The 26,006-nt window shown below is 60.7% G+C and carries 24 protein-coding genes and 2 pseudogenes; 17 read left to right on the top strand and 9 right to left on the bottom strand.

The features are described from left to right. The first annotated feature begins 478 nt into the window (after positions 1-478). The 4 genes from prfB to IPM54_03775 all read left to right on the top strand — a co-directional run bounded on the left by prfB (position 479) and on the right by IPM54_03775 (position 5,759). Positions 479-1,625, top strand: a protein-coding gene (gene prfB, locus IPM54_03790) for a peptide chain release factor 2 (GenBank protein MBK9258935.1) whose coding sequence is annotated in 2 segments (ribosomal slippage) — positions 479-547 and positions 549-1,625 — 1,146 coding nt in all. Because the reading frame shifts where the segments join, the coding sequence is not laid out codon by codon here. Further along, a complete protein-coding gene (lysS, locus tag IPM54_03785) occupies positions 1,622-3,268 on the top strand; it encodes a lysine--tRNA ligase (protein ID MBK9258934.1) in 1,647 nt (548 codons plus the stop codon). The genes prfB and lysS overlap by 4 nt, the downstream gene beginning before the upstream one ends. 116 nt (positions 3,269-3,384) lie before the next feature. Then, positions 3,385-4,962 carry an ABC transporter permease gene (locus IPM54_03780; protein ID MBK9258933.1) on the top strand — a complete coding sequence of 526 codons (1,578 nt, stop codon included), beginning with the start codon at positions 3,385-3,387 and terminating at the stop codon, positions 4,960-4,962. 5 nt (positions 4,963-4,967) lie between these two features. Beyond that, on the top strand, positions 4,968-5,759 hold the full coding sequence (locus tag IPM54_03775; protein ID MBK9258932.1) for an ABC transporter ATP-binding protein: 792 nt from the start codon (positions 4,968-4,970) through the stop codon (positions 5,757-5,759). On the opposite strand, the gene IPM54_03770 is transcribed toward IPM54_03775, so the two are convergent. From IPM54_03770 to ftsH, 7 genes and pseudogenes are all read right to left on the bottom strand, one after another. Further along, on the bottom strand, positions 5,756-6,175 hold the full coding sequence (locus IPM54_03770) for a hypothetical protein (protein MBK9258931.1): 420 nt from the start codon (positions 6,173-6,175) through the stop codon (positions 5,756-5,758). The two genes, IPM54_03775 and IPM54_03770, sit on opposite strands and share 4 nt — an antisense overlap. Then, the gene (locus IPM54_03765; GenBank protein ID MBK9258930.1) at positions 6,172-7,344 is read right to left on the bottom strand and encodes a hypothetical protein; all 1,173 of its coding nucleotides are present in this window, start codon (positions 7,342-7,344) and stop codon (positions 6,172-6,174) included. Before IPM54_03765 ends, IPM54_03770 begins: the two co-directional genes overlap by 4 nt. 81 nt (positions 7,345-7,425) lie before the next feature. After that, positions 7,426-8,553: a DUF481 domain-containing protein gene (locus IPM54_03760; GenBank protein ID MBK9258929.1), complete on the bottom strand. Its 1,128-nt coding sequence runs from the start codon at positions 8,551-8,553 to the stop codon at positions 7,426-7,428. A gap of 293 nt (positions 8,554-8,846) precedes the next feature. Beyond that, on the bottom strand, positions 8,847-10,070 hold the full coding sequence (locus IPM54_03755; GenBank protein MBK9258928.1) for a hypothetical protein: 1,224 nt from the start codon (positions 10,068-10,070) through the stop codon (positions 8,847-8,849). Between the two features lie 72 nt (positions 10,071-10,142). Then, positions 10,143-12,146, bottom strand: a complete 2,004-nt coding sequence (locus IPM54_03750) for a GMC family oxidoreductase (GenBank protein ID MBK9258927.1) — start codon at positions 12,144-12,146, stop codon at positions 10,143-10,145. A 101-nt stretch (positions 12,147-12,247) separates the two neighbouring features. Beyond that, positions 12,248-13,281, bottom strand: a pseudogene (locus tag IPM54_03745) (arginine N-succinyltransferase). 93 nt (positions 13,282-13,374) lie between these two features. Then, on the bottom strand, positions 13,375-15,201 hold the full coding sequence (gene ftsH / locus IPM54_03740) for an ATP-dependent zinc metalloprotease FtsH (protein MBK9258926.1): 1,827 nt from the start codon (positions 15,199-15,201) through the stop codon (positions 13,375-13,377). Between the two features lie 144 nt (positions 15,202-15,345). Here ftsH and IPM54_03735 point away from each other — a divergent pair, with 144 nt between their 5' ends. The 3 genes from IPM54_03735 (at position 15,346) to IPM54_03725 (ending at position 16,858) form a co-directional block, all read left to right on the top strand. Further along, entirely contained in the window at positions 15,346-15,876 is a 531-nt protein-coding gene (locus tag IPM54_03735) for a hypothetical protein (protein MBK9258925.1), read from the top strand. A gap of 62 nt (positions 15,877-15,938) precedes the next feature. Next, entirely contained in the window at positions 15,939-16,193 is a 255-nt protein-coding gene (locus IPM54_03730; GenBank protein MBK9258924.1) for a hypothetical protein, read from the top strand. Continuing rightward, a complete protein-coding gene (locus IPM54_03725) occupies positions 16,190-16,858 on the top strand; it encodes a sigma-70 family RNA polymerase sigma factor (GenBank protein ID MBK9258923.1) in 669 nt (222 codons plus the stop codon). Before IPM54_03730 ends, IPM54_03725 begins: the two co-directional genes overlap by 4 nt. Here the strand turns inward: IPM54_03725 and IPM54_03720 are convergent. Then, the gene (locus IPM54_03720; GenBank protein ID MBK9258922.1) at positions 16,842-17,255 is read right to left on the bottom strand and encodes a hypothetical protein; all 414 of its coding nucleotides are present in this window, start codon (positions 17,253-17,255) and stop codon (positions 16,842-16,844) included. The two genes, IPM54_03725 and IPM54_03720, sit on opposite strands and share 17 nt — an antisense overlap. A gap of 128 nt (positions 17,256-17,383) precedes the next feature. Here IPM54_03720 and IPM54_03715 point away from each other — a divergent pair. From IPM54_03715 to IPM54_03675, 9 genes and pseudogenes are all read left to right on the top strand, one after another. Next, positions 17,384-18,147, top strand: a pseudogene (locus IPM54_03715) (SDR family oxidoreductase). 127 nt (positions 18,148-18,274) lie between these two features. Next, positions 18,275-18,511: a (2Fe-2S)-binding protein gene (locus IPM54_03710; GenBank protein ID MBK9258921.1), complete on the top strand. Its 237-nt coding sequence runs from the start codon at positions 18,275-18,277 to the stop codon at positions 18,509-18,511. A 169-nt stretch (positions 18,512-18,680) separates the two neighbouring features. Further along, positions 18,681-19,166 carry a bacterioferritin gene (gene bfr, locus IPM54_03705; protein ID MBK9258920.1) on the top strand — a complete coding sequence of 162 codons (486 nt, stop codon included), beginning with the start codon at positions 18,681-18,683 and terminating at the stop codon, positions 19,164-19,166. Positions 19,167-19,369: 203 nt separating this feature from the next. Then, positions 19,370-20,719 (top strand): sigma-54-dependent Fis family transcriptional regulator, encoded by a 1,350-nt coding sequence (locus IPM54_03700; GenBank protein ID MBK9258919.1) that lies wholly within the window; start codon positions 19,370-19,372, stop codon positions 20,717-20,719. Positions 20,720-21,162: 443 nt separating this feature from the next. Further along, positions 21,163-21,540: a response regulator gene (locus IPM54_03695; GenBank protein ID MBK9258918.1), complete on the top strand. Its 378-nt coding sequence runs from the start codon at positions 21,163-21,165 to the stop codon at positions 21,538-21,540. 10 nt (positions 21,541-21,550) lie between these two features. Continuing rightward, entirely contained in the window at positions 21,551-22,636 is a 1,086-nt protein-coding gene (gene queA / locus IPM54_03690; GenBank protein MBK9258917.1) for a tRNA preQ1(34) S-adenosylmethionine ribosyltransferase-isomerase QueA, read from the top strand. Next, a complete protein-coding gene (tgt, locus tag IPM54_03685; GenBank protein ID MBK9258916.1) occupies positions 22,633-23,775 on the top strand; it encodes a tRNA guanosine(34) transglycosylase Tgt in 1,143 nt (380 codons plus the stop codon). Before queA ends, tgt begins: the two co-directional genes overlap by 4 nt. 20 nt (positions 23,776-23,795) lie before the next feature. Then, complete coding sequence (locus IPM54_03680) at positions 23,796-24,707, top strand: AgmX/PglI C-terminal domain-containing protein (protein ID MBK9258915.1); 912 nt, start codon at positions 23,796-23,798, stop codon at positions 24,705-24,707. Positions 24,708-24,778: 71 nt separating this feature from the next. After that, the gene (locus IPM54_03675) at positions 24,779-25,186 is read left to right on the top strand and encodes a cobalamin B12-binding domain-containing protein (GenBank protein ID MBK9258914.1); all 408 of its coding nucleotides are present in this window, start codon (positions 24,779-24,781) and stop codon (positions 25,184-25,186) included. 158 nt (positions 25,187-25,344) lie between these two features. Here the strand turns inward: IPM54_03675 and IPM54_03670 are convergent, their stop codons facing one another. Continuing rightward, the gene (locus IPM54_03670) at positions 25,345-25,845 is read right to left on the bottom strand and encodes a hypothetical protein (GenBank protein ID MBK9258913.1); all 501 of its coding nucleotides are present in this window, start codon (positions 25,843-25,845) and stop codon (positions 25,345-25,347) included. Here IPM54_03670 and IPM54_03665 point away from each other — a divergent pair. Then, positions 25,844-25,981 (top strand): hypothetical protein, encoded by a 138-nt coding sequence (locus tag IPM54_03665; GenBank protein MBK9258912.1) that lies wholly within the window; start codon positions 25,844-25,846, stop codon positions 25,979-25,981. The genes IPM54_03670 and IPM54_03665 overlap by 2 nt on opposite strands. The last annotated feature ends 25 nt before the right edge of the window (positions 25,982-26,006 follow it).

Genomic DNA, 26,006 nt, shown 5'->3' with positions numbered 1-26,006 from the left:
CGGCGTGGGCAAGACGTGCTTCTCGCGTCGTCAGCTTCGAAAAAAAGCGCCGCGTTGTGACCCCAGGGCACTTGTCCAACACCTTGTTGGACAAGTGTGTCGGCTTCGGCAATTGGCCAACAGCTTGTTGACCAATTGCGTCGGTTTCGAACCACGCTTCGGCAAACGCCGGCATATATTCGAGATTCGAGCGCACCTTGCTCCCAACATCTCCTCCAACTTCGTGTTGTCCTCGCTCGCCTGAGGCGCGTCAACATGCGAGTGCGTCCGGTAAACCGCTTTTTAGATGGCGTGTGTATGTGTCGAGCCAATGCCGCCCATGCTTACGTCGAGCACGCCCGTTTGCTCGCACGTGCTCCCGCAAGCACCCGCTTCATGGTTACGATGACCGACGCGACACGTGCTCGGGGCCCGCGCCATCCGTCCCGTCAAAACCCACCTGGCACACGCGGCCGAAATCGAATAGATAGCCGCCACCATGCTGAGCGAAACGCGCGAAACGATCCTGGACCTCGAAAGGCGCTTTGAGGCGCTAAGGGGGCATCTTTGACGTCCCCAAGCTCGAACGCCTCTTGGCAGAACTGACTCAAAAAACGCTCGCACCAGGCTTTTGGAACGACCAAACCAAGGCTCAAGCCACGCTTCGTAAACGCGCCGACGTCGAGCAAAAGCTCGAGCTCGCGCAGAAGCTCGGGCGAGAAATCGCCGACTTGAAAGAGTACTTGGAGATGGCTGCCGCGGAAAATGACGACGCGGCCATTGCGGACTGCGACAAACAAGCTGCCGAGATCGCCAGGCGCCTGCGCCAAGTGGAGCTCGACAGGATGCTCGCAGGACCGGCGGATCAGTCCGCGGCCATCGTGAGCATTCATCCGGGCGCGGGTGGTACGGACGCGAAGGATTGGGCCGCGATGCTCTTGCGCATGTACCTGCGTTGGGCGGAACGTCGCGGATACAAGACCGAGATGATCGACTACCAAGATGGCGACGAAGCGGGCATCGATGCCGCATCGTTCACCGTCACGGGGCCGGCGGCGTACGGCTATATGCGCAGCGAAGCGGGCGTGCATCGGCTCGTGCGCATGAGTCCATTCAACGCGGATCACACGCGACAAACAGCGTTTGCCGCCGTGGAAGTGACGCCCGACGTGGGCGACGACATCGACATCCAAGTGAACGAGAAGGACATCGAGATCACGACGATGCGGGCGGGCGGCAAAGGTGGCCAGAACGTGAACAAGGTCGAAACGGCCGTGCGTTTGCGGTACTTGCCCGACCCGACGATCAACATCGTTTGTCGTGCCGAACGAAGCCAGCATCAGAACCGCGCGATGGCGATGAAGATGCTGAAAGCGAAATTGTACGAACGAGAGCTCGCTCGGCGCGATGCGGAAAACGCCGCATACAACGCGAGCAAGAGCAGCATCAACTTCGGCAGCCAGATTCGCAACTACGTGCTCGCTCCGTACCGTTTGGTGAAGGATGTCCGAACGGGAACGGAAATGAGCAACGTCGACGCGGTGCTCGATGGGGAGCTCGATTCGTTCATCGAGTCCTACTTGCTCGCGGCGGCGGGCGGGACGCTCAAGAAGGGCGGCCAAGTGGTGGCGGAGGACGACGCGTGAGCAAAGACAAACCGGCAGCCGTAGCAGCAGGTCAGCATCCGGAAGAAGTGCTGATCGCAGTGCGTAAAGAGAAGGCGACGAAGGTTCGCGCTCGAGGGGAAAATCCGTTCGCGAACGACGTGACGTCGGGCGAGCCGCTCGTGCCGCTTGCCGAAGCTCGCGCAGGGCAGGATCACGCGAAAAACGCGGGCGGCAGGCACGACGCGGACAAGGTGAAGCCGGACGCGGTGCGCGTTGCGGGACGCGTGCTTTTCATGCGGCAGATGGGTGGCGTCACGTTCGTGCGGCTGCGCGATCGCACGGGCGAGCTGCAACTGTACTGCGATGAATCACAGCTCGGAGCGGACTACCAACGCCTTGCCGAAGAGATCGACCTTGGCGACTTCGTCGAAGCGCACGGGACGATGATGGCCACGCAGAAGGGCGAGCTGTCGGTCTTCACGAAGGGATTTCGGCTGCTGACGAAGGCGTATCGGCCGCTGCCGACGAAGACGAGCTTCAAGGACGTCGAGTCGCGTTACCGCATGCGGTACGTGGATCTCGTGGCGAACCGCGAGGTTGCGAGCGTCTTTCGCGCGCGGACGCTGGTCATCTCGGCGCTGCGGCGCTTCTTCGACGAACGCGGGTTTGTCGAAGTGGAAACGCCGACGATGCACACGATCATCGGCGGAGCTGCGGCGAAACCGTTCACGACGCACCACAACACGCTCGACATGAACTTGTTCATGCGCATCGCGCCCGAGCTTTACTTGAAGCGGCTCGTCGTGGGCGGATTCGAACGCGTCTACGAGATCGCTCGTTGTTACCGCAACGAAGGTTTGTCCACGCGGCACAACCCGGAGTTCTCGATGCTCGAGTACTACCAGGCGTACGCGACGTACGACACGCTGATGGACCAGACCGAAGCGATGTTGCGTTTCGCCGATGCAGCGCTTGCTGCGGCGATGCCCGAAGAACACAAGACGTGGGCGGCCGCGCGTTCGTGGACGTTCGAACGGTTTGTCCGCGTGCCGATGAGCCAAGCGATCGCGCATGCGCTGGAGCGATCCGGGCTTCCGCCGGAGGCTGCAACGACGGTGGATGCGGACGATGCGCCGATCAAGGTGTGGGCGAAAGCGGCCAAAGAAAAGAAGCGCGAGATTGACTGGGCAAACTTTCGTTCGGGCATGAAGAAGTGTGATTCGGCGGGTGAACGCGTGTTTTGCGCGTACGAATACCTGGCCGAGCCGTTTTTGACGGCGGATTACCGCAGCGAAGACGGGTCGAAGAGTTTGCCCGTGTTCATCGTCGACTATCCGTTCGAAGTTTCGCCGCTCGCGCGGAAGAAAGACGCGGATGGAACGTTGGTAGACCGGTTCGAGCTGTTCGTGGACGGGCGCGAGCTTTGTAATGCGTTCAGCGAGTTGAACGATCCGGAAGACCAGGACGCTCGGTTTCGGGCGCAGGTGGAGAAGAAGGCGCGCGGGGCGGAGGAAACGATGGACTACGACGCAGATTACGTTCGGGCGCTCGAGTTCGGGATGCCGCCGACCGCGGGCTTTGGGATGGGCGTGGATCGGCTGGCCATGCTGCTCACGGGTGCGTCGTCGATTCGTGACGTGATTCTATTTCCCCTTCTCCGGCCCGAGGCGAGCGAGCATTGAACGACAAAGCATCGCTCGTGGCGTTCGAGGTTGCGGTCGTTTTGGCGACCGTATTCGTCGGTTTTCGCGCGGCTCGGAACATCAAGGCGAATAGGCCAGGCGCAGCGGCTTGGGGAATGATCACGGTCATTCTCGGATTGGCAACGGCCGTGCTCGCCTTTTTCGCGTCGCGCATGACCCGTGATCGATTTGATCCTTTTCGGCTGAAGGACGAAATTATCGGATTCGCAGCGCTCGGCGTCAGCGTCTTTTTTCTATTGGGCGTGCTGAGTGCCCTTTTGCCCGTGCTGCTGGATGCTCTCGAGCGGCGGACGTTCACGTCGTACGTAGGTGCACGTCACGTGCGCGCGACGAAAAGCGGATTTTTGACCGTCATCAGTGTGCTCAGCATGGCGGGCGTGGGCGTGAGCTCGTGCGCGTTGTGCTCCGTGACGAGCGTCATGGGCGGGTTTGGCGCGGATCTGAAGCGCAAGATCTTGGGCAACAACGCGCATATCGTCATCGATGCTGGCCAGCCGCGTGGTTTCGACAATTGGGAAACGAAGCTCGATGCCGTGCGCCTTGCGATAGCCTCACAAGACGCTGCGGCAACGCCGGTCGTGACGGGCGATGCCATGGGTTCGTCAGCCTCGAATACGGCGGGAGTGCTCGTGAGAGGCATCGACACGAATACGATTGCGACGGTCATCGACATCAAGCAAAACATCGAGGTTGGTAGTTTCGAATATTTGGATGATCCGGACAAACTCGCCGACTTGCCGCCGGATACGGTGATTGGCCGTGGACCCGGGGGCGAACCTTATTTGAAAGGCCCCGATCCGCGGCTTGCGCCGGACTTGGATCCCGCCCTCAGAGCAGCCCTGCGCCGGGACGACATGAAAGCATATCCCGGCGTCATCATTGGCAAAGAGCTCGCCAAGAGCCTGCACGTGCTGGTGGGCGATGAAATTACGCTCCTGTCCCCGATAGGAGACCTCGGGCCGATGGGCGTGATGCCGAGGACGCGACGTTTCCGCGTGGCAGCGATTTTTTATAGCGGGATGTACGAATACGACGCAGCATTCGCGTACGTCAAGCTCGATGTAGCCCAGGCATTTTTCGACATGGGCGAAAACATCAGTCAAATCGACATTCGCGTACCGGATCCAGAACACGTGGCGGACGTGACGCCGACGGTGAAAACGGCGGCTGCGGATTTCAAGACGGCAAAAGGTGATCCGCTGCGGGTGCGCGACTGGATCGAAATGAACAAGAACTTGTTCAGCGCGCTCAAGCTCGAAAAAATCGCGACGTTCATCATTCTATCGATTGCGATTGCGGTCGCGAGCTTCTGCATCGTGTGCACGCTGTTGCTCATGGTGACGGAGAAAGGCAAAGAGATTGCCATTCTGAAAGCACTCGGCGCATCGGATGGCGCGATCATGCGCATCTTCATGCTCGAGGGCGTCATCATCGGCGGCATTGGCACCGTGTTCGGCGTCGCAACGGCGCTGGCTGCGTGTACGGGTCTGGGACGATTTGGCGTCCGACTGGATCCGGAAGTGTACTACATCGATCGGCTACCCGTGACCGTGAACGGGGCCGATTACGCGATCGTCGCGCTTGCGGCGTTCCTCATTTGCAGCATTGCCACCATCTACCCGGCTCGTGCGGCGTCCAAGTTGTCGCCTGTCGACGGGCTCCGTTACGAGTAAGCGTCATGGCCGAGCCGCTCGTCGTCATTGAAAAACTGCACAAGTCGTTCGTGCACCTGGGTCGCAAGCTGGATGTGCTTCGCGGCATCGATTTGGTGATCAACCAGGGAGAAATCGTAGCCATTGTCGGGCCTTCGGGCGCTGGCAAGAGCACGTTGCTTCATTGCATCGGGACGCTGGATTTGCCCTCGAGCGGCAATCTTCGTTTGGGCCAGGAAGAGCTCGTGGGACTACCGAGCGCGAGGCTCGCACAAATCCGCAATCGCATGATTGGGTTCGTCTTTCAGTTCCACCACTTGCTGCCCGAATTCAATGCGCTCGAAAACGTGATGATGCCGGGTTTGATTCAAGGCAAGAGTCGGCGAGAAATGGAAGGACCGGCGACGCGGCTCTTGGAAGAAGTCGGGCTGAAGCACCGCGTGACGCACAGGCCGGGGGAATTGTCGGGCGGCGAGCAGCAACGCGTGGCGCTCGCAAGGGCGCTCGTGCTGTCACCCAAGCTGTTATTGGCGGACGAACCGACGGGAAACTTGGATTCGGCGACGTCCGTGGCCATGCACGACCTGTTTTTCGCAGTAAACCAGAAGCACGGCACGACCATCGTCGTCGTGACGCACAATCCGACGTTTGCCGCATCGATGCCGCGCATGGTGACCGTGGTGGACGGCAAGGTGGAAAAGGACGAATGGCGAGCGGTGCCGGGTAGCAACGAGGAAAAAGCCGAAAGCACCAGCGACGGCAGTGAAGCCGAAGAGAAAGCCGCAATCAGCCCGCGGCCCGCGGTGGAACCGGTTTAGGCGCGCTTCCTTCGCAGCTCGTCGAACCACGCTTGCGCGTCATCCATCGTCGAAACGAACTTGATGGGAAAGTTGAAGTGCTTCGGCGCCACGAGCTTGCCTGCCCTGAGGATCATCTTCGCCACGGTGCGCGTAGAAAAGCTCGCGCCAATGACGGCGAGCGCCGCGTAGGGGTACAGGCGGCCAGGATTGATGACACGTTTGCGCCCACTTTCTGTGGCCCGAGTAAACTCGCTCAAGTCGTAGACGCTATAGAGCAGGCCACCGGTGCTTTCGCCATGTGAAAAGACGAAATCGAAATAAGGGTCGACATGAGCTCCCTTGAACTCGCCCCGCATGACGAAGTGAATTTGATCCGGCGGGACAAACCGAAACTCATGCGTACCAACGAACAATTCGGTTTTGACGTCGTTCATAACCCGAGCTCCGTGGCCACTCGTTTGCTCGCTTGTGGCGCATTGACGGGATTGGCAAAAGGGAACGTGACGAATATGCCGTCCCGATTGCTCGTACGAGCGCCGTCTTGGTAAACGAGTGCAAAAAACGCGGGTTCGTCGAGGCGTGCCGTGAGCGTGGAGATCGTGCCGAAGTCTTTGCCAAAAGGCATGAATTCAGTGCCTTTGCTTCCGACGAGCTTGCCCATCGCATGCAAAAGCGACGTCGCAGCTTTGCCCGCATCGCGCCCGAAAAACCACGCTCCCACGTCGCGCGCACCAATGTGCGCGCAATGCGCATAAAGAGCTCCCCAATCGGCATTCGTGTCCTTGACGAGTTGTTCGCCGATCGAAATGAATTCGTGACGCTTGTCGATATCGAAAAACGGTCGCGCATACCCGTCACCAAAGACGATGGTCGCCTCGGTCCGCGGTGCAACGGCAGCACCCGCGACAACCTCGGCTTTGCCATCCAAGATCTGCGCAAACACTGACTTTTCGCCCCAATTCACTTTGCCCGCATCCACGACCTTCGCGAGCGCCGGGTGCGCCGATATGGGATCGCCCTCTTTTCGCGACAACCACAATTCGACCGTCCAGCCTTCGAGCGGCATGGCCGTCCACGCACCGCCGCGCCACATCATCGCCCGCGCAGCATCACACGCTCGTCCAAGGCGAGCCGTACGTTGCGCCACGGTTTCGCTCGCAGGATCCGGCGGCGGCGGTGGAGGTGGCTCTTTGCGGGTCAACACGACAATCGTGACGAGCACGCCAATGGCAAGCACCAGGGCGCCAATGATTTTCACTCGCGCAGAACCCGCCAATTCTTTTGCTTTTTCGGCGAACGGCACGAGCCATGAGGGAAGCGCGAACGGAAGTACGTTGGATTTCGACGGATCCTTACCGTCTCCACCGCTCCGAAGATGCATGAAGCGCATCGCGAGCAAGTTCGCCTTACGCTGGCGAATGTTCACCGGCAACATCGACCATTGCTGGAGATCTGCAGCAGCGTCGACCCAAATGCGCTCCGCATCACGCGTCGCCACCTCGAGTCCGTTGTCCTTTTCCAGCACGACTGCGCGAACGCCTTGTTGCGCAAGCGCATCGGCCACCATGTCGGCGAGCGACAATTCCTCGAGGGATCTCGTCATGGGGGGCGCGAGTGTACCACGCGGGCAGAAAATGAATAGATCTCGCCCGTCTCTTTTCGGATCAATCGCTCGCCGGTCGATTCAGGGCTGCGGCTGCGGAGTTGCTGCGTCGCCGCCACTCGGAGCTGGAGTTGCTGGCGGCGTTGCGGGGGCTGCGTCTGGCGTGGTGGTCGTGGTGCCTGCGGCATCCGGCGTTTGCGGCGCTGCGGGCGTCTCGGGCGCGGCAGGTGTTGCGGGAGCCTTCGGATCGGCTGGAGCGGCACCGGGCTTCGCTTCAGGACATGGCGGGCACTTGGGCTCCTCTTTCTTGGGCTTTTCCGCCGTTTGTGCCCAGCCGTAAATGAGGCTCAGCGTGGTGGTCGTGTCGAGCTGCTCGCGGCCGGGAATGGGCAATCGATCGTACGCCGCATTGAAGCCCAGGCCGAGCGAAAACCCTTTGAAGAGTTTCGCTGCGAGCACCGCATTGAAGTTGAAGCGCGAGTTCATATCGCCAAGGTCGGTCGTAATGAACGATTGCAGGTATTCGAGTCCCGTCGAGAAGGTTACGTCTTCGGTGAATGCACGGCGAAAACCGGCGAATACGCGAGCCGAATGATCGATACGAGTCGGATCGAGGAGCACGCCCGTAGGATTGCCGTCTCCATCGAGCTCCCTCCGCCCTGCCTCGGTACGAACGTCATATTGGAAATCGTAACCAGCTTCGGCCCAAAGCGCGGTTTTGGCGCTCTTGACGAAAATGTATTTGACGCCCGGGTCCAGATTGAGGCGAAAGGCCAATCCCTGAAACCTGTCGTATCGACCGGTCCCGATGAGAAAGATGGATACGCTGTCGCCAAAGTAGCGATCGTACCGTATGCGCCCTTGCACGTTTTCGGCGCTGGTCACCATCGGATCGTTGGGGCTCGGAGCGGCTTCGCCATAGTTGCCCAGAACGGATGCGCCAAACCCGTTGTTTCCGCGCCGCATGTCGAAAGCTCCGTTGAGCGTCAGCGCGATGGTGCGCGAGTTGCCGCTCGTAAAAAGCCCGCCTGCCGACACGGTCACGGCTGTGGAATCTGCCTTTGGTTTGTCGATCGTGGGGGCATCCGCAGGACCCGAGGGACCGGACGCGAGCGCCTCGGCGTCGGGAGGCGGCGTGCCCGTTTGGGCGTGCGCCGTCGCTGCCGCAAAAACGATGAGCAAACTCGAGGTGAACGCCGAAATACGCATGGATCTCCCTATTTATTCAGGTCTGAAAGGGTTGGGACAACGGTTGCTCGTCGTGCAAGTCCCGCACGTCAGGACAACAGCCGGTTCCCCAAAAAACCGCCCTGCTTTGTTGGGCGCACCTTATAGAGTCGAGAAATAGCCGACGCAACGTATTTTTGTCGGCCGGGCTCGATTCGTGTTCGACAGGGGCGAACGAAAGAGTCGCAGGGATGGGAGCGAAACGGACGCTCACGGTCCGCGATGCTCAACATGAATACGTGTTTACGGAGAAATGACGTGCCGACGCAAAAGGCTCACTTTGCCGCGCAGGCGTCGATTTGCGTTTTGCAATCCACCATCGGGTTGCCGCTCGTGATGATGCATTGAACCACGTCGCTCATTTCTCGTGAAACGGCGGGATCCGAGCCCGTCACGCATTGCGTGAAACCCTCGAGGTTGAAGTTCGGCCCGAAGTTTTGTTGGATGCAACCGAGCGTTTGTGCACAGGTGGCCGAGCCATCGCCCACCCATTCTGCACCGAGGTTGCCCGTTTCCAAGGGCTTGGTCACGTCGAGCGAACAATGAGCCGTCGCGGGGTCTGCGGGGTAATACGATCCGATGAGCATACACATTTCATCGGTGGAACGTGGCCCCTGATAAACGTCTCGCGCTTCCGCATTCTTGTAGTCACACGCGTAATCGATCCACGTGCCTGCTTTCAGCGAAAGGCCCCCGTCGAAGTCTTTCACGGGAACGTCGGCCCACTGCTCGTTCGTGTAGAAAGGCGTGCCCCCAACCTCGAGCGCTTCGTATCCCGTTCCGCGAGCGTGCATGTGCGATTGCACGTTCTGAATGGTGATGTCCTTGTGGACTTGGCAGCGCATGCGCGCGCGCGACGACCCCATTTGCGGGACGTGAATGAACGCGTTGTACATGAAAAGAATATCCCCTTCCTGTTTTACCTCGGATTCGGGGATGGTATGGAGGTTGATGCGGACTTCGGGCTCCAGCACCTCCGAAGTTGCATTCACGTAATGGGCATTCATGAGCAATACGGCACCGGCCTTCACGGGCATCGCAACCCCCTCGGGAAAACGCACGATGGACGTGCCGTCGGCATTCTGAGAGCCTCCCACGAGCTTCGTGACGCTCCAGCCATTCGTTGCACCATCCGAGCAATCGAATACGCCGGTCGTGTCGACGACGGTGCCATTTTCTTTCTTGGTGGGGATTTCGGTGTAGGTCGTTTCGTAGAGCAAGAAGTGGTGACTGCCTTTGGTGTAGCGAACTTCGTCTCGATTGACGAACAACGCTTCGGCCGGCGCCTTGACGAATTGACACCATTCGCCTTCCACGCCGGGCGCGATGGTCGCCTTCATCGATAGCTGAATGCCTTGACCCTCGGGCGGCGGCGCGAGCAGCTCGTCAACCGGTGTGCCGGGGTTTGGGCTGTCCGCGGGACCACACCCAGCCAAAGCCGGCAACAGAACGAGAAAGCCTGTGAGTATACGTTGGGCAAGCAAGGGGCGTCGTTGCATGCCGGACGTAGTAGCGTTCAGGAATTACAAGTCAAGGCGCAAAACGTGCCTGCAAACGCGGCTATGATTGACTCAAGACCCGAGCCGCGCATCCACAATTTCTGCCGCCCGTAGCGCCATCGCCATGATCGTCATTTGCGGGTTCACGCCCAGCGACGACGGAATCGCGCTCCCATCGCATACGTAAAGCGATTCGACATCGTGCGCTTCGTGATCCGGGCCCAGGCACGAGCGGCTTGGATCGGTGCCAATGCGACACGTCCCCAGCGGGTGAAATGCCGCCATTTCCATATCCCCTGCATGGATGCGACTCGCTCGCAGACGTGCCAAGTCCTCTTTCGTCGACACTTCGTCGTGCCCCGCGACGAATGGGAATACGCGACGCGCCCCCGCCGCTTGATACACTTCGCAAAGAATCTCCACCCCACGCTGCATGCGCCGCGTGTCTTCTTCATTCAATCGATAAAGCAATAGGGGGCGTCCGTTCGGACCTCGTCGCACCGACCCACGACTCTTTTCTTGAATCATGAATCCAAACGTCGCCATATATGGATACTTCTCCATCATCTCCATGAAGCGGTGCCCCGTCCATGGAACGCCCAGCGCCGAAACGTCGAATGGTAGCGATCCTCCCTCGAACAATAGCCCTTCCTCGGCAAAATGATCAATCGTGTACGATTGCGGAATGCCCTTCCATTGCTCGACGGGTTCGTCGAAGAGCGCCATGACCTTCGTCGCCGGATGAATGGATAGATTTTTCCCGAGCATACCCGATGACAAACAAGCGCGGCTTTGCTCGAGCAATAGCGGCGTCATCATCGTCCCTCCCGCGACGATGACCGCATCCGCTTTCACTCGAATACGCGGGCGCTTGTCGCCCAAGCTCGGATCGCCCACCGCTGCCGTCACGCCCCGCGCCCGACCTGCAACGATATCGACGAAATCCACGCGAGCCGCCGTGATGAGCTGCGCGCCCTTGTTCAGCGCCGCCGGCACGTAACTCACGTCCGTCGAACGTTTTGCCCCCGTGGGACAACCAAAACAACAAATCCCTTGCCCATCGCATGCCGGCGCATTTCGCGACAAAGCCTGGTGCCCAAGTCCCAAATGCTCCGCACCACGCGCAATGATGCCCGCAATCGATCCAAGATGCAGCGAATTGGCCGGGGCTACCCCGAGCATCGCTTCGACACGCTCGTAATAGGGCGATAGCCCCTCGGACGAAAACACCTGCGGCAAACCATGTCGGTAACGCCAATAAGCGAACGTCCGCTCCGGCGCTCGATAACACGTGCCCGAATTGATGACCGTCGTACCACCAACGGCTCGTCCCGCAAAAACAGGAATGTTGACATTGCCGAGCGCAATCGTCGTTCCCTGCTCCCGGTACAGCTTCTTGTATGCAGTCGACGTCTTCCCATCGAAGCTCGAACGCCGGTGATAGTCCCCCTCCTCCAGCATCAATACGGCTCGTCCGCGCGATGCCAATTCGTACGCCGCCGCAGCCCCTCCCGCGCCCGTTCCGACGACGACGACCTCACACTCGAAATCTTGATTTTCGGTGATTTCACGCCCGTTCGTGACCTGCGCCATCCACCGCGGCTGCTCGTCCCGCACCACGGGCAAACCATATTGACACCCCACGTGCCGAAACATCTCCGGCCGCTCGAAATGCTGCTGCTTGAGCGGCGTCACGATCGCGCGCAAAAGATTCCGCTTCGCAGGCTGCGACGACCCCTCCCACTGACGCATCACCGCCATTCGCTTGTCGAGCGACAGCGCGGAAAAACCACAGAAATGCGTGGGAAGCGTCCCCAATTCGAACGCCCACAGCGCCGCCCGAATCACCCCCACAGGCTCGGCCGATAACCCCCCAAGCCAACGATTGACCGCCTCGGCAGCCGGCCTCCCTGCCCCATCGAGCAGCTTGCCCGGAGGCATCGCCGCCTCGGCAACGGCCGTGAGCATCGCGACTTCTCGCGCAGAAAACGGCCCCGAACGATCTTCTGGCAAAGCAGAGTCCGTACGAAGCCTCGATCCAGAACCGACCGGTAGGGTTTCGAGCCGAACTGTCATGCTGCCTCCAAAAAGCTTGGCGCTCTACGAGCGTACCAAATGTTCTGTAGCCAAAGAACTTACAGAACACAAGGGCGTCGGCAAGGAATTTACGGCACTGGCTACTCGATTGGCAGCACGATTACAGGGGACGAATGATGGAGTGACAAGGCTTCCCAGGTTTCGTCGTCGACGGCGACGCCGCGTGCACCGTCGTCACGCACGGGAGCGAGGATGGCCTTGAAGAACGGGGCTCGTTCATTTCGATCGCAATGATCGCCTTCGAATCCGTCGGCAGCGGAGAAAACGGCCGGTCCGCCCGCGTTCGCCGCGTATTGGCAATGAGCGAAATTTCGTCCATGCGCGCGGTGAAGTGTGGCCCTCCGTCGAATGGATCGACTCGGTCGGCGTAACGAAACCCAATCCGGCGCAAGAGCTTCTCGACGCCGCGCGTTTGCGTACCCGTCTTGCCAATGACCTTTTGCGCTTCTTCCGACATGAGCGTCGCGTAAATCACGCCCTCGGGAAAAAGCCCCTTGATGAACTCCTTGTTCTTCTTCGACAACCGATCCGCCTCGGCGTACGAGAGCCCCGTAAAACGCCTTCCGAGCGCTTCCCAGAGGTGGCTCGTTCCGTCCGGTTCGAGCGGCGGGAGAAGCTCGGCAAGCACTTCGGATTGAAACCATGGGCGGTGCGCGGCCATGTACAAGAAGCGTACGTACGAGATGAACGTGCCGAGCCTGTCGGATGCACGGCGATATTCGGGCATGATCACCAGGCCTCCGATCTCCGTCGGCCCGTCGTACGAATATCCGATGCGCAGGAGCGTGTGATAAAAGTGCCGGTCGATCGTGGCCGCGTAACGCTCTTCATCGATCACGTCGAAGTAGATGTAGGGCGCTCCTCGCCGGCCGAGCTGCGAGACGATCATCGACGTGCCGATGATCTCGTCCTTGGCCCGATCGATGAGCACGAAGACGTACTGGCGCAGCCGCGGATCCTTGATCTCGGCCGTGAAGCTCTTGTGCGAAAGACTCACGATTTCGTGGATTTCGTCACGGTCGTTCGGCAGGTTGACGGAGTTCAAGTGGCGCGCGACGCTGAGCAGTTGCTCTTCGTCACCAAGGACGGCGGCGCGTATCTCGAAAGGGACCATCGGGGCAGAGCCTACGTGCACTTCCGCGTTCTGGCCACGATTCGGGCAGATCCGACCGGGGCGAGATGCCTCCAGCATCTCGCCTGATGCCTTTTATGCCGTTGTTTTCGCGGGTTCGGCCGGCACAGTAGACGGCGTATCGTGGAGCAGCGACCGCACTTGTTCGCCCGACAGCGTCTCCACTTCGAGCAAACGCCGCGCGATCCGCTCGAGCGCTTCGGCGTGCTCCTGCAAAAGCGCCTTGCAACGAAGCTCGGCGTCGAGCAGCAGCCGGCTCACCTCGGCGTCGAGCACGCGAGCGGTCTCTTCGCTGTAGTCATGCGCCCGATCAGTCCACGTTGCACGCTGCGGATTGAACGACAGCAGTCCCATGCAATCGCCGCCCATGCCAAATTCGCGCACCATCCGACGCGCAATGTCGGTCGCGTTCACCAGGTCGTCTTGCGCGCCGGTCGAGACGTCGCCGAACGTGCGTTGTTCGGCAACACGCCCGCCAAGGAGCACCACGAGCCGATCCTGAATTTCCTGTCGGCTCATGATGTATCGATCTTCGCGCGGCTGCTGAAGGGTGTACCCGAGCGCTCCAACACCGCGAGGAACGATCGAAACCTTGCGCACGGGGTCCTGCGTGGAGAGCACTTCGGCAGCAATGGCGTGCCCGGCCTCGTGGTACGCAACGACCACGCGTTCGCGAGTGCCGAGCCTTCGGCCGCGACGTTCGAGCCCTGCGAGCACCCGTTCGATGGCTTCGTCGAGGTCCACGCGACCGATGGCGTTCGCATGCCTTCGCGCTGCAAGGAGCGCCGCTTCGTTGATCACGTTGGCGAGATCCGCGCCAACCAGGCCCGTCGTTTGCGCGGCGGTGTCATCGAGGTTCACGTCGGGCCCCAGCACCACTTTTTTCGCATGCACTTCGAGGATTTCGCGACGTTCGCCTAGATCCGGACGATCGACGTAGACGCGCCTATCGAATCGGCCTGCGCGCGTGAGGGCCGGATCGAGGATCTCTGGACGGTTTGTCGCGGCAACGATGATCAAACCCGACGTGCTGTCGAAGCCGTCCATTTCCGTGAGGAGCTGGTTCAACGTCTGTTCTCGCTCGTCGTTTCCACCTATCGGCCCGGCGGCTCCGCGGGTTTTTCCTACCGCATCGAGCTCGTCGATGAACACGATCGCAGCAGGTTTTTCCCTTGCTTGAGCAAACAGGTCACGCACGCGAGCGGCACCGACGCCCACGAACATCTCGACGAACTCCGACCCGCAGATGCTGAAGAAGGGCACGTTCGCTTCCCCTGCAACGGCCCTGGCGAGCAGGGTTTTTCCGGTCCCTGGCGGTCCCACGAGCAGCACACCCTTCGGCACGCGTCCGCCAAGACGCCGAAAACGCTCGGGCGCCTTGAGAAACTCGACCAGCTCGGTCAGCTCCTCTTTCGCCTCGTAGCTGCCTGCAACGTCGCGAAACGTCACGGCAACCCCTTTGTCCACGTAGAGGCGCGCCTTGTGTTTGCCGAAGTTCAGCGCGGGATGAGTGACGTTCGGTGTGGGGGCTTTTCGCGAGAAAGACAGCATGAAGATGAGCAGCGCCCCGATGGGAAGCGCCCACAAGGCCAAGACGGGCAGCGACAAACCCCCGTCGGCGACCCTTGTGTAGGGAACGTCCTTCTCGTCGAGCGTTGCGAGCAATTCCGCTTCAGCACCCTCGATGCGCCCCGTGCGAAACGTTTGCGACGTGGCCATCGATGGGGTCGGTGCCGTGTGACCAATGTAGGCATCCCCCTTGATTTCAACCTCGGTGAGCACGCCTTGCTCGGCCATTTCGCGAAACCGCGCGTAGGGAATTCGCTCGTCACCGCCGTCGAGCGAGCCGATCAAGAGCGCCGTCCCCACAATGAGCAGGATGTAGATCCAGAGCGATCGCATGACCTTTTCCGCCCCCTCGGAAAGAGCTTGCATGGTTTCTGCCAACGCTCGGCGTGCGCTCTCGTCCAGCCAAGATCCGTCGTGTGACCGACCGATTCACGAAGATGGACATGCGAGAAAAACCGATCAACGCTTCGTACTGACATGAACGTTCGCCCATTCTTCTTTGCGTCCATTGCGACCGCCTTCGTCGTGCTCGCCGGCTGCGGTACATCGTCCAATCCCGAGGGCGTGAACTCGCCGGACGATGTCTCTTCGAGCTCGAACGATGCGACTCCGTCCGACTCGACGCCGAACGACACGGCCAAGGCGGACGAGCCTGCGAACGACACGAAAGAGATGCCTCATGGGGCGAAGTCGATGAACGACGGGAACTCGGTTCCGGACGACTACTCGCTCACCGATCGGGACTGCATCGAGCTGGCGAAGCAATACGAGACGGTCCAGAAGGCCGATCAGATGGCGGCGCTCGATCCCAGGCTGACGAGTGCTCAGAAGCAGCAGGCCGAGAAGGCGATCACGGACGCCATCAAGAAGCTCGGCGAGAGCTGGGAGAACGGATGTCGATCGAGCTTGGTGGGCGGGGTCGTCGATCGAAATCGCCTGAAATGCGCGATGGAATCGAAGACCGTGAAGGGCTTCGACGAATGCATCAACGGCGAGCCTCCCAAGTAAAACGGAGGGTTCGTCGGGTGCACATGGTTTTTCCGGAAAGCCTGTGATAGTTTTTCCAGGCCATGCATCCTCTCCTCGATGATCCGTGGGTCAAAGCGCGGATCGACGCGGCCGTAGCGCCTTACCAAAAACTGCTTTCTCCAGAAGATCTGGATTTCATGCGGGACGAGCTTGCTGAACTGCTCGTTCGAGACGAACGCGCAGCTCGAGCGCTCCGGCGTGCGCGGCCGCGCGACGTCGATGCGAGTGGTGAGGCGTTCGTGGGTCGCATCGATGGAGCGCCAGTGAATGGTCGTGGCCGAGCGGTGGGCGAGTGAATCCCGAGGCGCTGCAGATTTACCACCAGAGCTTGCCGCTTCTCGATCAGGTTTCGAAGTGGATGACGCGACGTTTGGGGCACGCGATTCCGATCGACGAAGTGCGTGCGCATGCGCACGACGGTTTGGTCGAAGCGGTGCAGAGCTTCGATCCGGCGCGTTCTTCACCATCGACGTATTTGGCGCGCAAGATGCGCTGGGCGATCCTCGACGGCGTTCGTCGGGAGCTCCGTTTGAAACGGTTGCTCTCCCGCGTCACGGCGCTCATCGCATCCGAGCGTTTGTCGCTCGAGGACGAGGCTAGCCCGGACGAACCAGGTTCGACCGAGGAAGAGCATCTCGAAGCGCTCGACGGGATCCTGCGCAAGCACGCGGCTGCGTTGATGATTGGCCTATCCGTCGGTGGTGCGGGTTCGAGCGACGAGGACGACACGCCCGAGGAACACACCGCGCGGGCGCAGCAACTCCACGCCGTTCGTTCGGCGATCACCAAGCTTCCGGATCGCGAAAGGCAAATCCTCGAACGGCATTATTTCGAGGGTGAAGAGTTCGACGCGATCGCGCAGGATCTCGGCATCAGCAAGAGCTGGGCGAGTCGCCTGCATGCGCACGCGATCGAGAAGCTCGGGACGATGTTTCGCGAAGTGGTTAGCGTCGAGCCTTGAGGTAGGGGGCTTTTTCTTCGTCGGAGACGGGTTCGACGACGAGGACGCGGTGGTCGCGTTTGATGAAGTGCACCATGCGCACGAGGATGTGGTCGAGCGCGACCTTCACGTCCTTGCGGCGGAATTTCCACAGATTCGCGGCGTCTTGGAACGTGGCGACCTTCGGGTCGTAGGCGATCATGTGGTACTCGGGGCCGGCAGGATCCGGGTAATCGTCTGCGTGGACGATTTTGTATAGGCGCACGCCGCCGCTCGATTCCACCGCTGCCACGACCGCTCCATCGACGAGATCTTTGCCGTTGGGGTCGGACGAAGCGGGAACCGGTGCGTCGCGGTTGCATCCTGTCGCGGCACCGGCCAGGCCGATACAAAGAGCCATCAGCGCAAAGCAACGCATGGGAAGCGGGATATCACCGCTCGTGGCGAGCGCAAGTCATGTGTGCGCGCGTCTTCCCGCAGTCGCTTTTGCCGTGTAGAAGCCGAGCCACTACGGCGGCCATAGCGGAGCCGCTTCGGAGGAACACCATGCGACTCGAAGATACCAAGTTCATCGTCACCGGCGGGGCCTCCGGCCTTGGTCGTCACTACGCGTTTCGCCTTGCCGAAGCGGGTGGTCAGGTCGTCGCGGGCGATGTGAACGAAGAAGCGCTCGCCTCGCTTGCCGAGGAGGCCAAGGGGCTCCGGGGCAAACTCCATGTCCGGCGCCTCGATGTGGCAAACGAAGCGGACGTCGCAGCGTTCGTCGACTTTGCACACGGCGCGATGGGCGGCCTGAACGGTCTCGTCAACAACGCGGGCATTCTTCGCGATGGACTGCTCGTCAAACGCGATCGCACGACTGGGGCGATCACCAAGATGACCGCGCAGCAGTGGCAAGCCGTCATCGACGTGAACCTGACGGGCGCCACGTTCATCGCGCGAGACGTTGCTGCGAAGATGGCGGAAACCGGGCAAAAAGGCGTCATCGTGAACATCAGCTCGATCGCGAGACACGGCAATCGCGGGCAATCGAACTACACGGCGGCAAAGCGGCACTTGCGGCGAACACGCAGACTTGGTCGATGGAGCTTGCGCCGTTTGGCATTCGCGTCGGATGCGTCGCACCGGGCATGGTGGAGACGCCCATGACGCAAGGCATGAACCAGAAGGCACGTGATGCGCTCGTGACGCGCATTCCGGTCGGCCGCATCGGGGTTCCCGAGGACATTTGGCTCGCGGTCAAGTTCGTCATCGAGTGCGACTACTTCACGGGCCGCACCATCGACGTCGACGGCGGACTCGCGATGTAATCCAGCCTGCGAGCGCGCAGCCTCTGCACGGCATCAAACGGCTCAGATCCTGCACCCGGTTGACGAAAACGAATTTGAAAGCTATTCTCAATAGCAGTTCGGCACTCGAAACCAGGTAGGGCGACTGATGTACGTCTGCATTTGCATGGCAGTGACGGAACAGGACATCCGGGACGCAGCGGCGTCTGGATTGTGTACGCCAATGGAAGTGATGGAGAAGACAGGTGCCGGCACACGTTGTGGCACTTGCCGACCGACCATCGCGACGCTCATCGACGGCAAGGCATCCACCGAGGCATCGGCGGGCCCTTCGACGACGCGTCGGTTCAGGACGTACTCGGCAGGAGCGCTCCGTTCTGCCTAATTCCCGCAAACCCGATCGGTTTGTGGTTTTTCCCGCCCGACGATCGCTCGCGCAAATTCTTTCGAACTTCCCTCCCCGACCGAGCCCCTTTTTGAGTAGCGTGCTAGCCGGTTCGACGCTGACATGCGTCAGCGCATGAGCGCACGATTTCTCTGAGGCAAGGTGTTCGATGAAGGGCAATAAAGACGTCATCAACGCGCTGAACGAAGTACTCGCGGCCGAGCTCGTAGCGATCAACCAGTACTTCATGCACGCCAAGATGTGCGAAAACTGGGGCTATCTGGCACTTGCTGCGCAGAACCGAACCGAATCGATCGACGAGATGCGCCATGCCGAAACGCTCGTGCAACGTATCCTGTTCCTCGAGGGTTTGCCCAACCTACAGCGCCTCGACAAACTCACCATCGGCCAAACCGTTCCCGAACAGCTCCAGGCCGACCTCAACCTCGAATACAACGCGGTCGCTCGCCTCAGCAGCGGCATCGTTCTGTGCCGGGAAAAGGGTGATTCGGCGAGCGAGGAGCTCCTGAAGACCATCCTCAAGGCCGAAGAGATGCACATCGACTTCCTCGAAACGCAGCTCGGGCTCATCAAGCAGCTTGGCGAGGCGCTCTACTTGTCTCGTCAGCTCTCCATTGGTGCGCCGGCAGCCTGAGAGCGCGTCGTCTCCCTCTGTTCGCGCTCGGCGTAACGAGGCAAGATGTTGGCAGGCTGCGGAATGATCTGCTGCGCGCCCCAAGTTGTCGATCGACATCGCTCGAAATACCAACGCATTTCTCGCTCGGTTGCCCTAGCTTCGGGGCGCTCGCGACGATACTTCCACAGGCCGCTGGCGATAGGTGAAGCTCGGGGGAGATGATGGCAAAGATTCTGGTCGTCGATGATCAGCGCAACATGCGCACGACGCTGGCATTGATGTTGCGCAGCGCCGGCTACGAGGTCGACGAAGCGAGTGACGGCAAAGAAGGCGGCGATCGCGGAGCCAAAGGTGCTTACGACTTGGTCCTGACCGACCTGCGCATGGGCGCAAGCGACGGCATCGCCGTGCTCCGCGCCGTCAAGGAGTTGCATGCCACCACCGAAGTCATCGTGATGACCGCGTACGGCACCATCGAGAGTGCCGTCGAAGCCATGCGTCTCGGCGCCTTCGACTACATCCAGAAGCCTTTCACCGAGCAGGAGTTGCTGGTGAAAGTCGAGCGAGCCATCGCGAGCCGAAGGCTCACGAACCAAGTGTCGCTCTTCGCGACCGAGTTTCGTGAACGCTACAAGTTCGAGAACATCATTGGCCGATCACAGGCCATCCGCGAGGTGCTCTCGCGCATCGTCAAGGTTGCTCCGACCGACGCCACGGTGCTCATCACGGGCGAAAGCGGCACCGGCAAGGAGCTCGTCGCCAAGGCGGTCCATGCCAATTCCAAGCGCGCCGAACGCCCGTTCGTCCCGGTGAACTGCGCGGCCATCAGCGAAACGCTGCTCGAGAGCGAGCTGTTCGGGCATGCGCGAGGTTCGTTCACGGGCGCCGTCGCAGCTCGCAAGGGCCTCTTCGAAGAAGCCGACGGTGGAACGTTTTTCTTCGACGAGATCGCGGAAACGCCCCTCACGTTTCAAGCCAAACTCTTGCGCGCCATCCAAGAGAACGAGATCCGCCGGGTTGGGGAAAACAAACCCATCCGCATCGACGTACGGATCATCGCTGCGACAAACCAGGATCTGCTCACCGCCGTCGCAGAAAAGCGCTTCCGTCAAGACCTCTACTACCGCCTCAACGTCGCGCGTTTCATGCTGCCCCCACTCCGCGAGCGGCGCGAAGACATCCCGCTTTTGTTCCAGTTCTTCCTCGACAAGTACAACCGCAAGATGAACACGCGGGCGCACGTAGGCGATGGCGTCATCGAAGCGCTCGTGCAGTACGACTTCCCGGGTAACATCCGCGAGCTTGAGAACCTCGTCGAACAAGCCGTGGCTCTTTCGGGCGGCGGCGTCATCACGCTGGACGACATCGGCATCGCGCCGCCCGCGGCCCCCAATGCGCAACCGGCGGCCGGCAAAGCGCTCTCCGACGTGGTCGATGCCGCCGAACGTCTCGCCATCGAAAACGCTCTCCGCGACTGCGAGGGCAGCCGCGAAAAAGCAGCCGACGCGCTCGGCATCAGCGCCACCACGCTTTGGCGCAAGATGACGCGGCTCAATATTACGTACCCGTAGCCTCACCCCCTGGCCCCCTCTCCACACGGTGGAGAGGGGGAAATGACCTCACCCCCTGGCCCCCTCTCCACACGGTGGAGAGGGGGAACCACACGTTTGTGACGTTCTTCCCCCCTCTCCCTTCTAGGGAGAGGGGGCTGGGGGGTGAGGTTTGTCTCCCCCTCTCCCTTCTAGGGAGAGGGGGCTGGGGGGTGAGGTTTGTCTCCCCCTCTCCCTTCTAGGGAGAGGGGGCTGGGGGGTGAGGCAGGCCCTTGCACATTTGCACGACGGACGTGCGTCGTTTGTTGCCTTGTTGCAACAATCACGATAGTCGTTTTCCAGCCATGCCGCATTGCGGCGCGAAATCATGAGGTTTTTCCTTCATGGAACGCACGTTGCCTGAAAGAACCTCGTTCTCTCGCGCTGCCCACGCTTCTGCAACTCCCTCGAAGGAACCTTCCTGTATGGTCCGCGTACTGATCGTCGACGATGAGGAAAATCAGCGAAAGGTGTTGGGGATCGGCCTCAAAGTCGAAGGATTCGAGGTTTTCGGTGCTGCATCGGGCGACGATGCGCTGCGCCTGCTCGCCACCACGCGCATCGACGTAGCGCTCGTGGACCTGATGATCCCCGGCATGAACGGCCTGGAAGTCTCGCGTCAGATCGTCCGCCGTTACCCCAACATGCGCGTCTACCTCGCAAGCGCCTACCACCTGTCGGCACGTCAAATGGAGCGGGCCGATTGCGGCGCCTCTGGCTTCATTCCCAAACCCTACAAACTTGCCGATCTCTGCAACGTCTTGCACGCCAAACCCGCGGCACCCGCCCAAGCAACGTGCTAGCAGGGCGGCCGTGCGCCGCGACCTGTTCGACTACGAATTACCCCCCGAGCTCGTTGCTTCGCATCCATCCGCCGACCGCGACGCAGCTCGCCTGCTCGTCGTTGGTCCGGACAATCTCGAACATCACACCATTCGCAATTTGCCCGACCTGCTCCCCGAAGGATCGCTCGTCGTCGTCAACGATACGCGCGTCCTCCGCGCCAGACTGCTCGGACAAAAGCTCTCGAGTGGCGGGAAAGTCGAGATCTTCCTCGTTCGCAAGCTCGGCAAGGCGACCGTTTCGCATGACGAACGTTCCTACGAAGCCGAAACGTGGCAAGCGCTCGGCAAGTCCTCCAAACCCTTGCGCCCAGGCGCTCTCGTCGCGTTCGGCGAAGACGGAGCTTTGCTCGCTCGCATCGGTGAACGCGCTGCAGATGGCACCCTCGACGTTGCCCTGTTTTCCCTGACGAACCTCACCATTGCCGATGCCATCGACCTGGTGGGACACGTCCCGCTTCCGCCCTACGTCAAACGCAGCGACGAAGCAGAAGATCGCACGCGTTACCAAACCGTGTACGCTCGCGAGCCTGGCGCCGTCGCTGCTCCAACGGCTGGCCTTCACCTCACCGAAACCCTGCTCGATCGCATGCGATCACGCCGCATGGAGATCGCTCGCGTCACCCTGCACGTCGGCCTTGGTACGTTTCAACCCGTCACCGCCGACGACCTCGATGACCACCCCATGCATACGGAAACGTTCTCCGTACCGGCCGAAACCGAACAGGCGATCGCTCGAGCACGCGCACGCGGTGCCGATGTCGTCGCGATCGGTACGACCAGCGTGAGAGCGCTCGAAAGTGCCGCCGATCCGGAGAGGCCCGGGTTCGTCAAGGCCACCCATGGCGACACGCGCCTTCTGATTCAGCCAGGATATCGCTTTCGGATCGTCGATCGTTTGCTCACAAACTTTCACCTCCCCCAGTCGACTCTGTTGGCCCTCGTCGCAGCGTTCAGCGGCCTCGATCGCGTCCTTGCTGCGTACCGCGCGGCCGTCCAGCAGCGATACCGGTTCTTTTCGTACGGAGATGCGATGCTCCTTCGGAGAAGCGAATGACCGAAAATCGAACGCCGGGTTTCTCTTTCAAAACGCTCGCTCGAAGCGGACAAGCCCGGGCCGGTGTTCTCACGACGCCTCACGGCGAAGTCCCCACGCCCACGTTCATGCCCGTCGGCACGCAAGGCAGCGTGAAGACGTTGCGTCCGCAAGAAGTCGCGGCGACCGGCGCGCGCATCGTCCTTGGAAACACGTATCACTTGTGGCTTCGCCCCGGCCCTGACGTCATCGCGGAAATGGGGGGCCTACACAAGTTCACGCGCTGGCCTCACGCGATGCTCACCGACTCCGGCGGCTTTCAAGCGTTCTCGCTCGCCGAACGTCGCAAGACCACCGAAGACGGGTTTGTCTTTCGATCACACCTCGATGGTTCGAAAAAGGAGCTCTCGCCCGAGATCGCCATGCGTGTTCAAGGGCAGCTCGGCGCGGACATCGCCATGCAGCTCGACGTGTGCCCTCCCGGCGATGCTCCCAAGGCCGACGTCGAGCAGGCTTGTCGCACGACCACGCGCTGGGCGCGTCGATGCTTGGCAAGCAAACGACCTGATCAAGCGCTCTTCGGCATCGTCCAAGGGGGCACCGATCCGGCGCTGCGCAAACTGCACGCAGAAGAGCTCGGCGCGATGCCTTTCGATGGATTGGCGCTCGGCGGCTTCTCCGTGGGTGAACCCATCATGCGCATGCACGAAGTGCTCACGGAGGTGGCTCCTTCGCTCGATCCTGATCGTCCTCGCTACTTGATGGGCGTCGGCACGCCTTACGACCTCGTGCGAGCCATCGGTGCGGGCATCGACATGTTCGACTGCGTTTTGCCCACACGTAACGCGCGCAATGGCCAAGCGCTCTTGCGCACGGGCAAGGTCGTCATCAAGCAAGCGCGATACAAGACCGATCCTTTGCCGCTCGATCCAACCTGTTCGTGTCCCACGTGTTCGGAAGGTTATTCGCGCTCGTACTTGCGACACCTCTACTTGGCCGGCGAGATCCTCGTGCTGCGGCTCATCACCGCGCACAACCTGCATCTTTACGGGCAGCTCGTGAGGGAAGCGCGCGAAGCCATTTTGCAGGACCGTTACGCTGAATTTTCGCGTCGCTGGCTATCGGATCTTGCAGGCGGTGAGGCCGAGCCTGCGGAGTAGTCCGCGCGAATTAGGACGTCGTGCGCGAATCGAGTAACCTCGGTTTTTCACGCAGGCCTGCGCGCACGATGAACTCCGAAGGCAAACCCTCCGAGACGTCGCACGACACGCTCGACGACGCATTCTTTTCACGCGATCCCGTCGCGCCATCCGCGCAAGCCGAGAGCGCGCCGAGCGACAGTCCGCCAGCTCCAAAGCCCCGCGGCGCGGACGTTTCGGCATCTGCGGATGACGAGCTGAGTCGCATGCCCGACTTGGCCCCGGACTACGACGAAGATGCCGTCTTGGGGCGCAATCGAGGCCCGGGCGCCTTTGCGGCCGTCCTGGTGCTCGTCGGTGCCGTCGTTGGATCCGTCGCGGGGTACTTCGTCCTGCGTCAAGCGCCGTCCAAGGACGCGCCCACGTCGGCCGCATCGGCATCTGCTTCCGCGGCGAAAGTCGTTGCAACACCAAGCATTTCCGCATCAGAACCGCTCGAGGCGGCGTCCGCTGCACCAAACGCCAAGGCGACGAAAGCGTCGGCAGGAAAAGCGCGCACGGCATCCGCGAAGGGCGCGAGCACGGGCGAATTGGCAGGGTTTGCCGCGCCAAACGTGGGAGGACCTTCTGGCGCATCGGCGCTGGCCAAAGGCGAGCTCAGCGCGGGCGAGATCAGTGGTGTCGTCGAGCGCAATCGGCCGTTGATCAAGCGTCGATGTTGGCAACCCGAGCTCGAGATTCGCAAGGCGATGGGCTTTGCCGGTTCTGCTCGCGTGAATGCATCGTTTACGATTGGGCCATCTGGATCGGTGCAATCTGCGAGCGCTAGTGGTGCGGAGAACGACTATCCGGGACTTTCGAGCTGCATCGCGGCGCGCATACGCGAGTGGAAGTTTCCGCCATCGAACGGCTCGACGCCCGTGAACGTGCCTTTTGTCTTTGCGGCGAATTGACGCCAAGCGGATCACGTGATTTTTCGCGAGCAAACTTTGATTTTCCGTCCGCTGTTCGCTATCGAGACATCATGGCTGGTCGACCTCTCCGCATTCTCGTCGCAAAACCTGGACTCGATGGACACGATCGTGGCGCAAAAGTCGTTGCTCGAGCGCTGCGCGACGCGGGTTACGAAGTCATCTACACGGGCTTGCATCAGACGCCCGACATGATTGCGAACGCTGCGGTGCAGGAGGACGTCGACGCGGTGGGGTTGTCGATCATGAGTGGGGCACATAACACACTCTTTCCGGCGGTCATCGAGGCGCTTCGGGCGCGCAATGCGGATGACGTGGTTGTTTTTGGTGGGGGGATCATTCCGGACGAGGACGTTTCGCGGCTTCAGGCGTCCGGGGTCAAGGGAGTGTTCACGCCGGGCACGCCGCTGAAGTCGATCATCGATTGGATTCAGACGAACGTGGTGGCGCGGGCGAGTTAAAGCGCCGATCAATTTGGAATAAGTTCAAATCGCGGGGTATGGGGGGAGCGTCGGCCCCCCCATCGTAAACGAGCCTGCCGAAGTGGGTGAGCTTGGCCTGGAACTAAATTGCTCGCGCGTATCGGCTTGTCAGGGAGGGCGTTTTTCAGGGCAATCGATTACCCATTCGATTCAGGTGGGATTGATTCGGTGGATTGTTCGTTCTTTTTGCGCGTCTTCAATGCTTTTCGAGCGGGTTCCGACCGATAACGAATGGTCTTCTCGAAAAGCGCCAAGAGCTCCGGTTTCTTTTGGCGACGAGCGGTTTCTTCGGCCTTGGCGGCAATGGCTCCGATGTCGTCTTCGCGATTGTTCACCATTTTCCCGCGCGTTTCGCGCACGACTTCGAGCAACTTCTCGAGCAATCGTTCCTTGATACGCAGTTTGTCGATATGGTTCGTCGCGTCCACGACGCGCGTATACAATGCACCGTGAATTTCAGCTTCGTTACCATGCGCCGGCATGACTTCGGCAAGCTCGCCGAGAACGCCGTCGACGCCTTCTCGATCCGTACGTGCTCCCCGCAAGCCGCCCGGAGGCAGGTCGACGAGGATGTCTTTTACTTCATCGAGATTGCAACTGATTTGACCGGTATATGCGGGGCCATCGATCCGTGCCATGATGATTCCTCCTCGTGGGGGATACTTATGGTTTTACATGACGATGGGCGATCTTCTCGCCACCCGATTTGCTCTGATGCACGAGGACGAGAATCATTCAACGGTCGTACGAGATTTTTTCATCGACATCGTTTGATGCGTCGAACGTGCGGGAGGGATGT

This window comes from Polyangiaceae bacterium (assembly GCA_016715885.1).
Lineage (GTDB): Bacteria > Myxococcota_A > Polyangia > Polyangiales > Polyangiaceae > Polyangium.
The sequence above is the reverse complement of the archived record's forward strand: the minus strand, read 5'-3'. Positions and strand labels throughout refer to the sequence as shown.

Excerpts from the sequence above, each read along its gene's own strand:
- IPM54_03775 (MBK9258932.1), top strand. The coding sequence starts at position 4,968 with ATGGCCGAGCCGCTCGTCGTCATTGAAAAACTGCACAAGTCGTTCGTG.
- IPM54_03765 (MBK9258930.1), bottom strand. The coding sequence starts at position 7,344 with ATGACGAGATCCCTCGAGGAATTGTCGCTCGCCGACATGGTGGCCGAT.
- bfr (MBK9258920.1), top strand. The coding sequence starts at position 18,681 with ATGAAGGGCAATAAAGACGTCATCAACGCGCTGAACGAAGTACTCGCG.
- IPM54_03730 (MBK9258924.1), top strand. The coding sequence starts at position 15,939 with ATGCATCCTCTCCTCGATGATCCGTGGGTCAAAGCGCGGATCGACGCG.
- IPM54_03760 (MBK9258929.1), bottom strand. The coding sequence starts at position 8,553 with ATGCGTATTTCGGCGTTCACCTCGAGTTTGCTCATCGTTTTTGCGGCA.
- IPM54_03670 (MBK9258913.1), bottom strand. The coding sequence starts at position 25,845 with ATGGCACGGATCGATGGCCCCGCATATACCGGTCAAATCAGTTGCAAT.
- IPM54_03710 (MBK9258921.1), top strand. The coding sequence starts at position 18,275 with ATGTACGTCTGCATTTGCATGGCAGTGACGGAACAGGACATCCGGGAC.
- IPM54_03755 (MBK9258928.1), bottom strand. The coding sequence starts at position 10,070 with ATGCAACGACGCCCCTTGCTTGCCCAACGTATACTCACAGGCTTTCTC.
- IPM54_03750 (MBK9258927.1), bottom strand. The coding sequence starts at position 12,146 with ATGACAGTTCGGCTCGAAACCCTACCGGTCGGTTCTGGATCGAGGCTT.
- IPM54_03695 (MBK9258918.1), top strand. The coding sequence starts at position 21,163 with ATGGTCCGCGTACTGATCGTCGACGATGAGGAAAATCAGCGAAAGGTG.
- IPM54_03675 (MBK9258914.1), top strand. The coding sequence starts at position 24,779 with ATGGCTGGTCGACCTCTCCGCATTCTCGTCGCAAAACCTGGACTCGAT.
- IPM54_03700 (MBK9258919.1), top strand. The coding sequence starts at position 19,370 with ATGGCAAAGATTCTGGTCGTCGATGATCAGCGCAACATGCGCACGACG.
- IPM54_03735 (MBK9258925.1), top strand. The coding sequence starts at position 15,346 with ATGAACGTTCGCCCATTCTTCTTTGCGTCCATTGCGACCGCCTTCGTC.
- IPM54_03780 (MBK9258933.1), top strand. The coding sequence starts at position 3,385 with ATGATCACGGTCATTCTCGGATTGGCAACGGCCGTGCTCGCCTTTTTC.
- tgt (MBK9258916.1), top strand. The coding sequence starts at position 22,633 with ATGACCGAAAATCGAACGCCGGGTTTCTCTTTCAAAACGCTCGCTCGA.
- IPM54_03770 (MBK9258931.1), bottom strand. The coding sequence starts at position 6,175 with ATGAACGACGTCAAAACCGAATTGTTCGTTGGTACGCATGAGTTTCGG.
- ftsH (MBK9258926.1), bottom strand. The coding sequence starts at position 15,201 with ATGCGATCGCTCTGGATCTACATCCTGCTCATTGTGGGGACGGCGCTC.
- IPM54_03720 (MBK9258922.1), bottom strand. The coding sequence starts at position 17,255 with ATGCGTTGCTTTGCGCTGATGGCTCTTTGTATCGGCCTGGCCGGTGCC.
- IPM54_03665 (MBK9258912.1), top strand. The coding sequence starts at position 25,844 with ATGATGATTCCTCCTCGTGGGGGATACTTATGGTTTTACATGACGATG.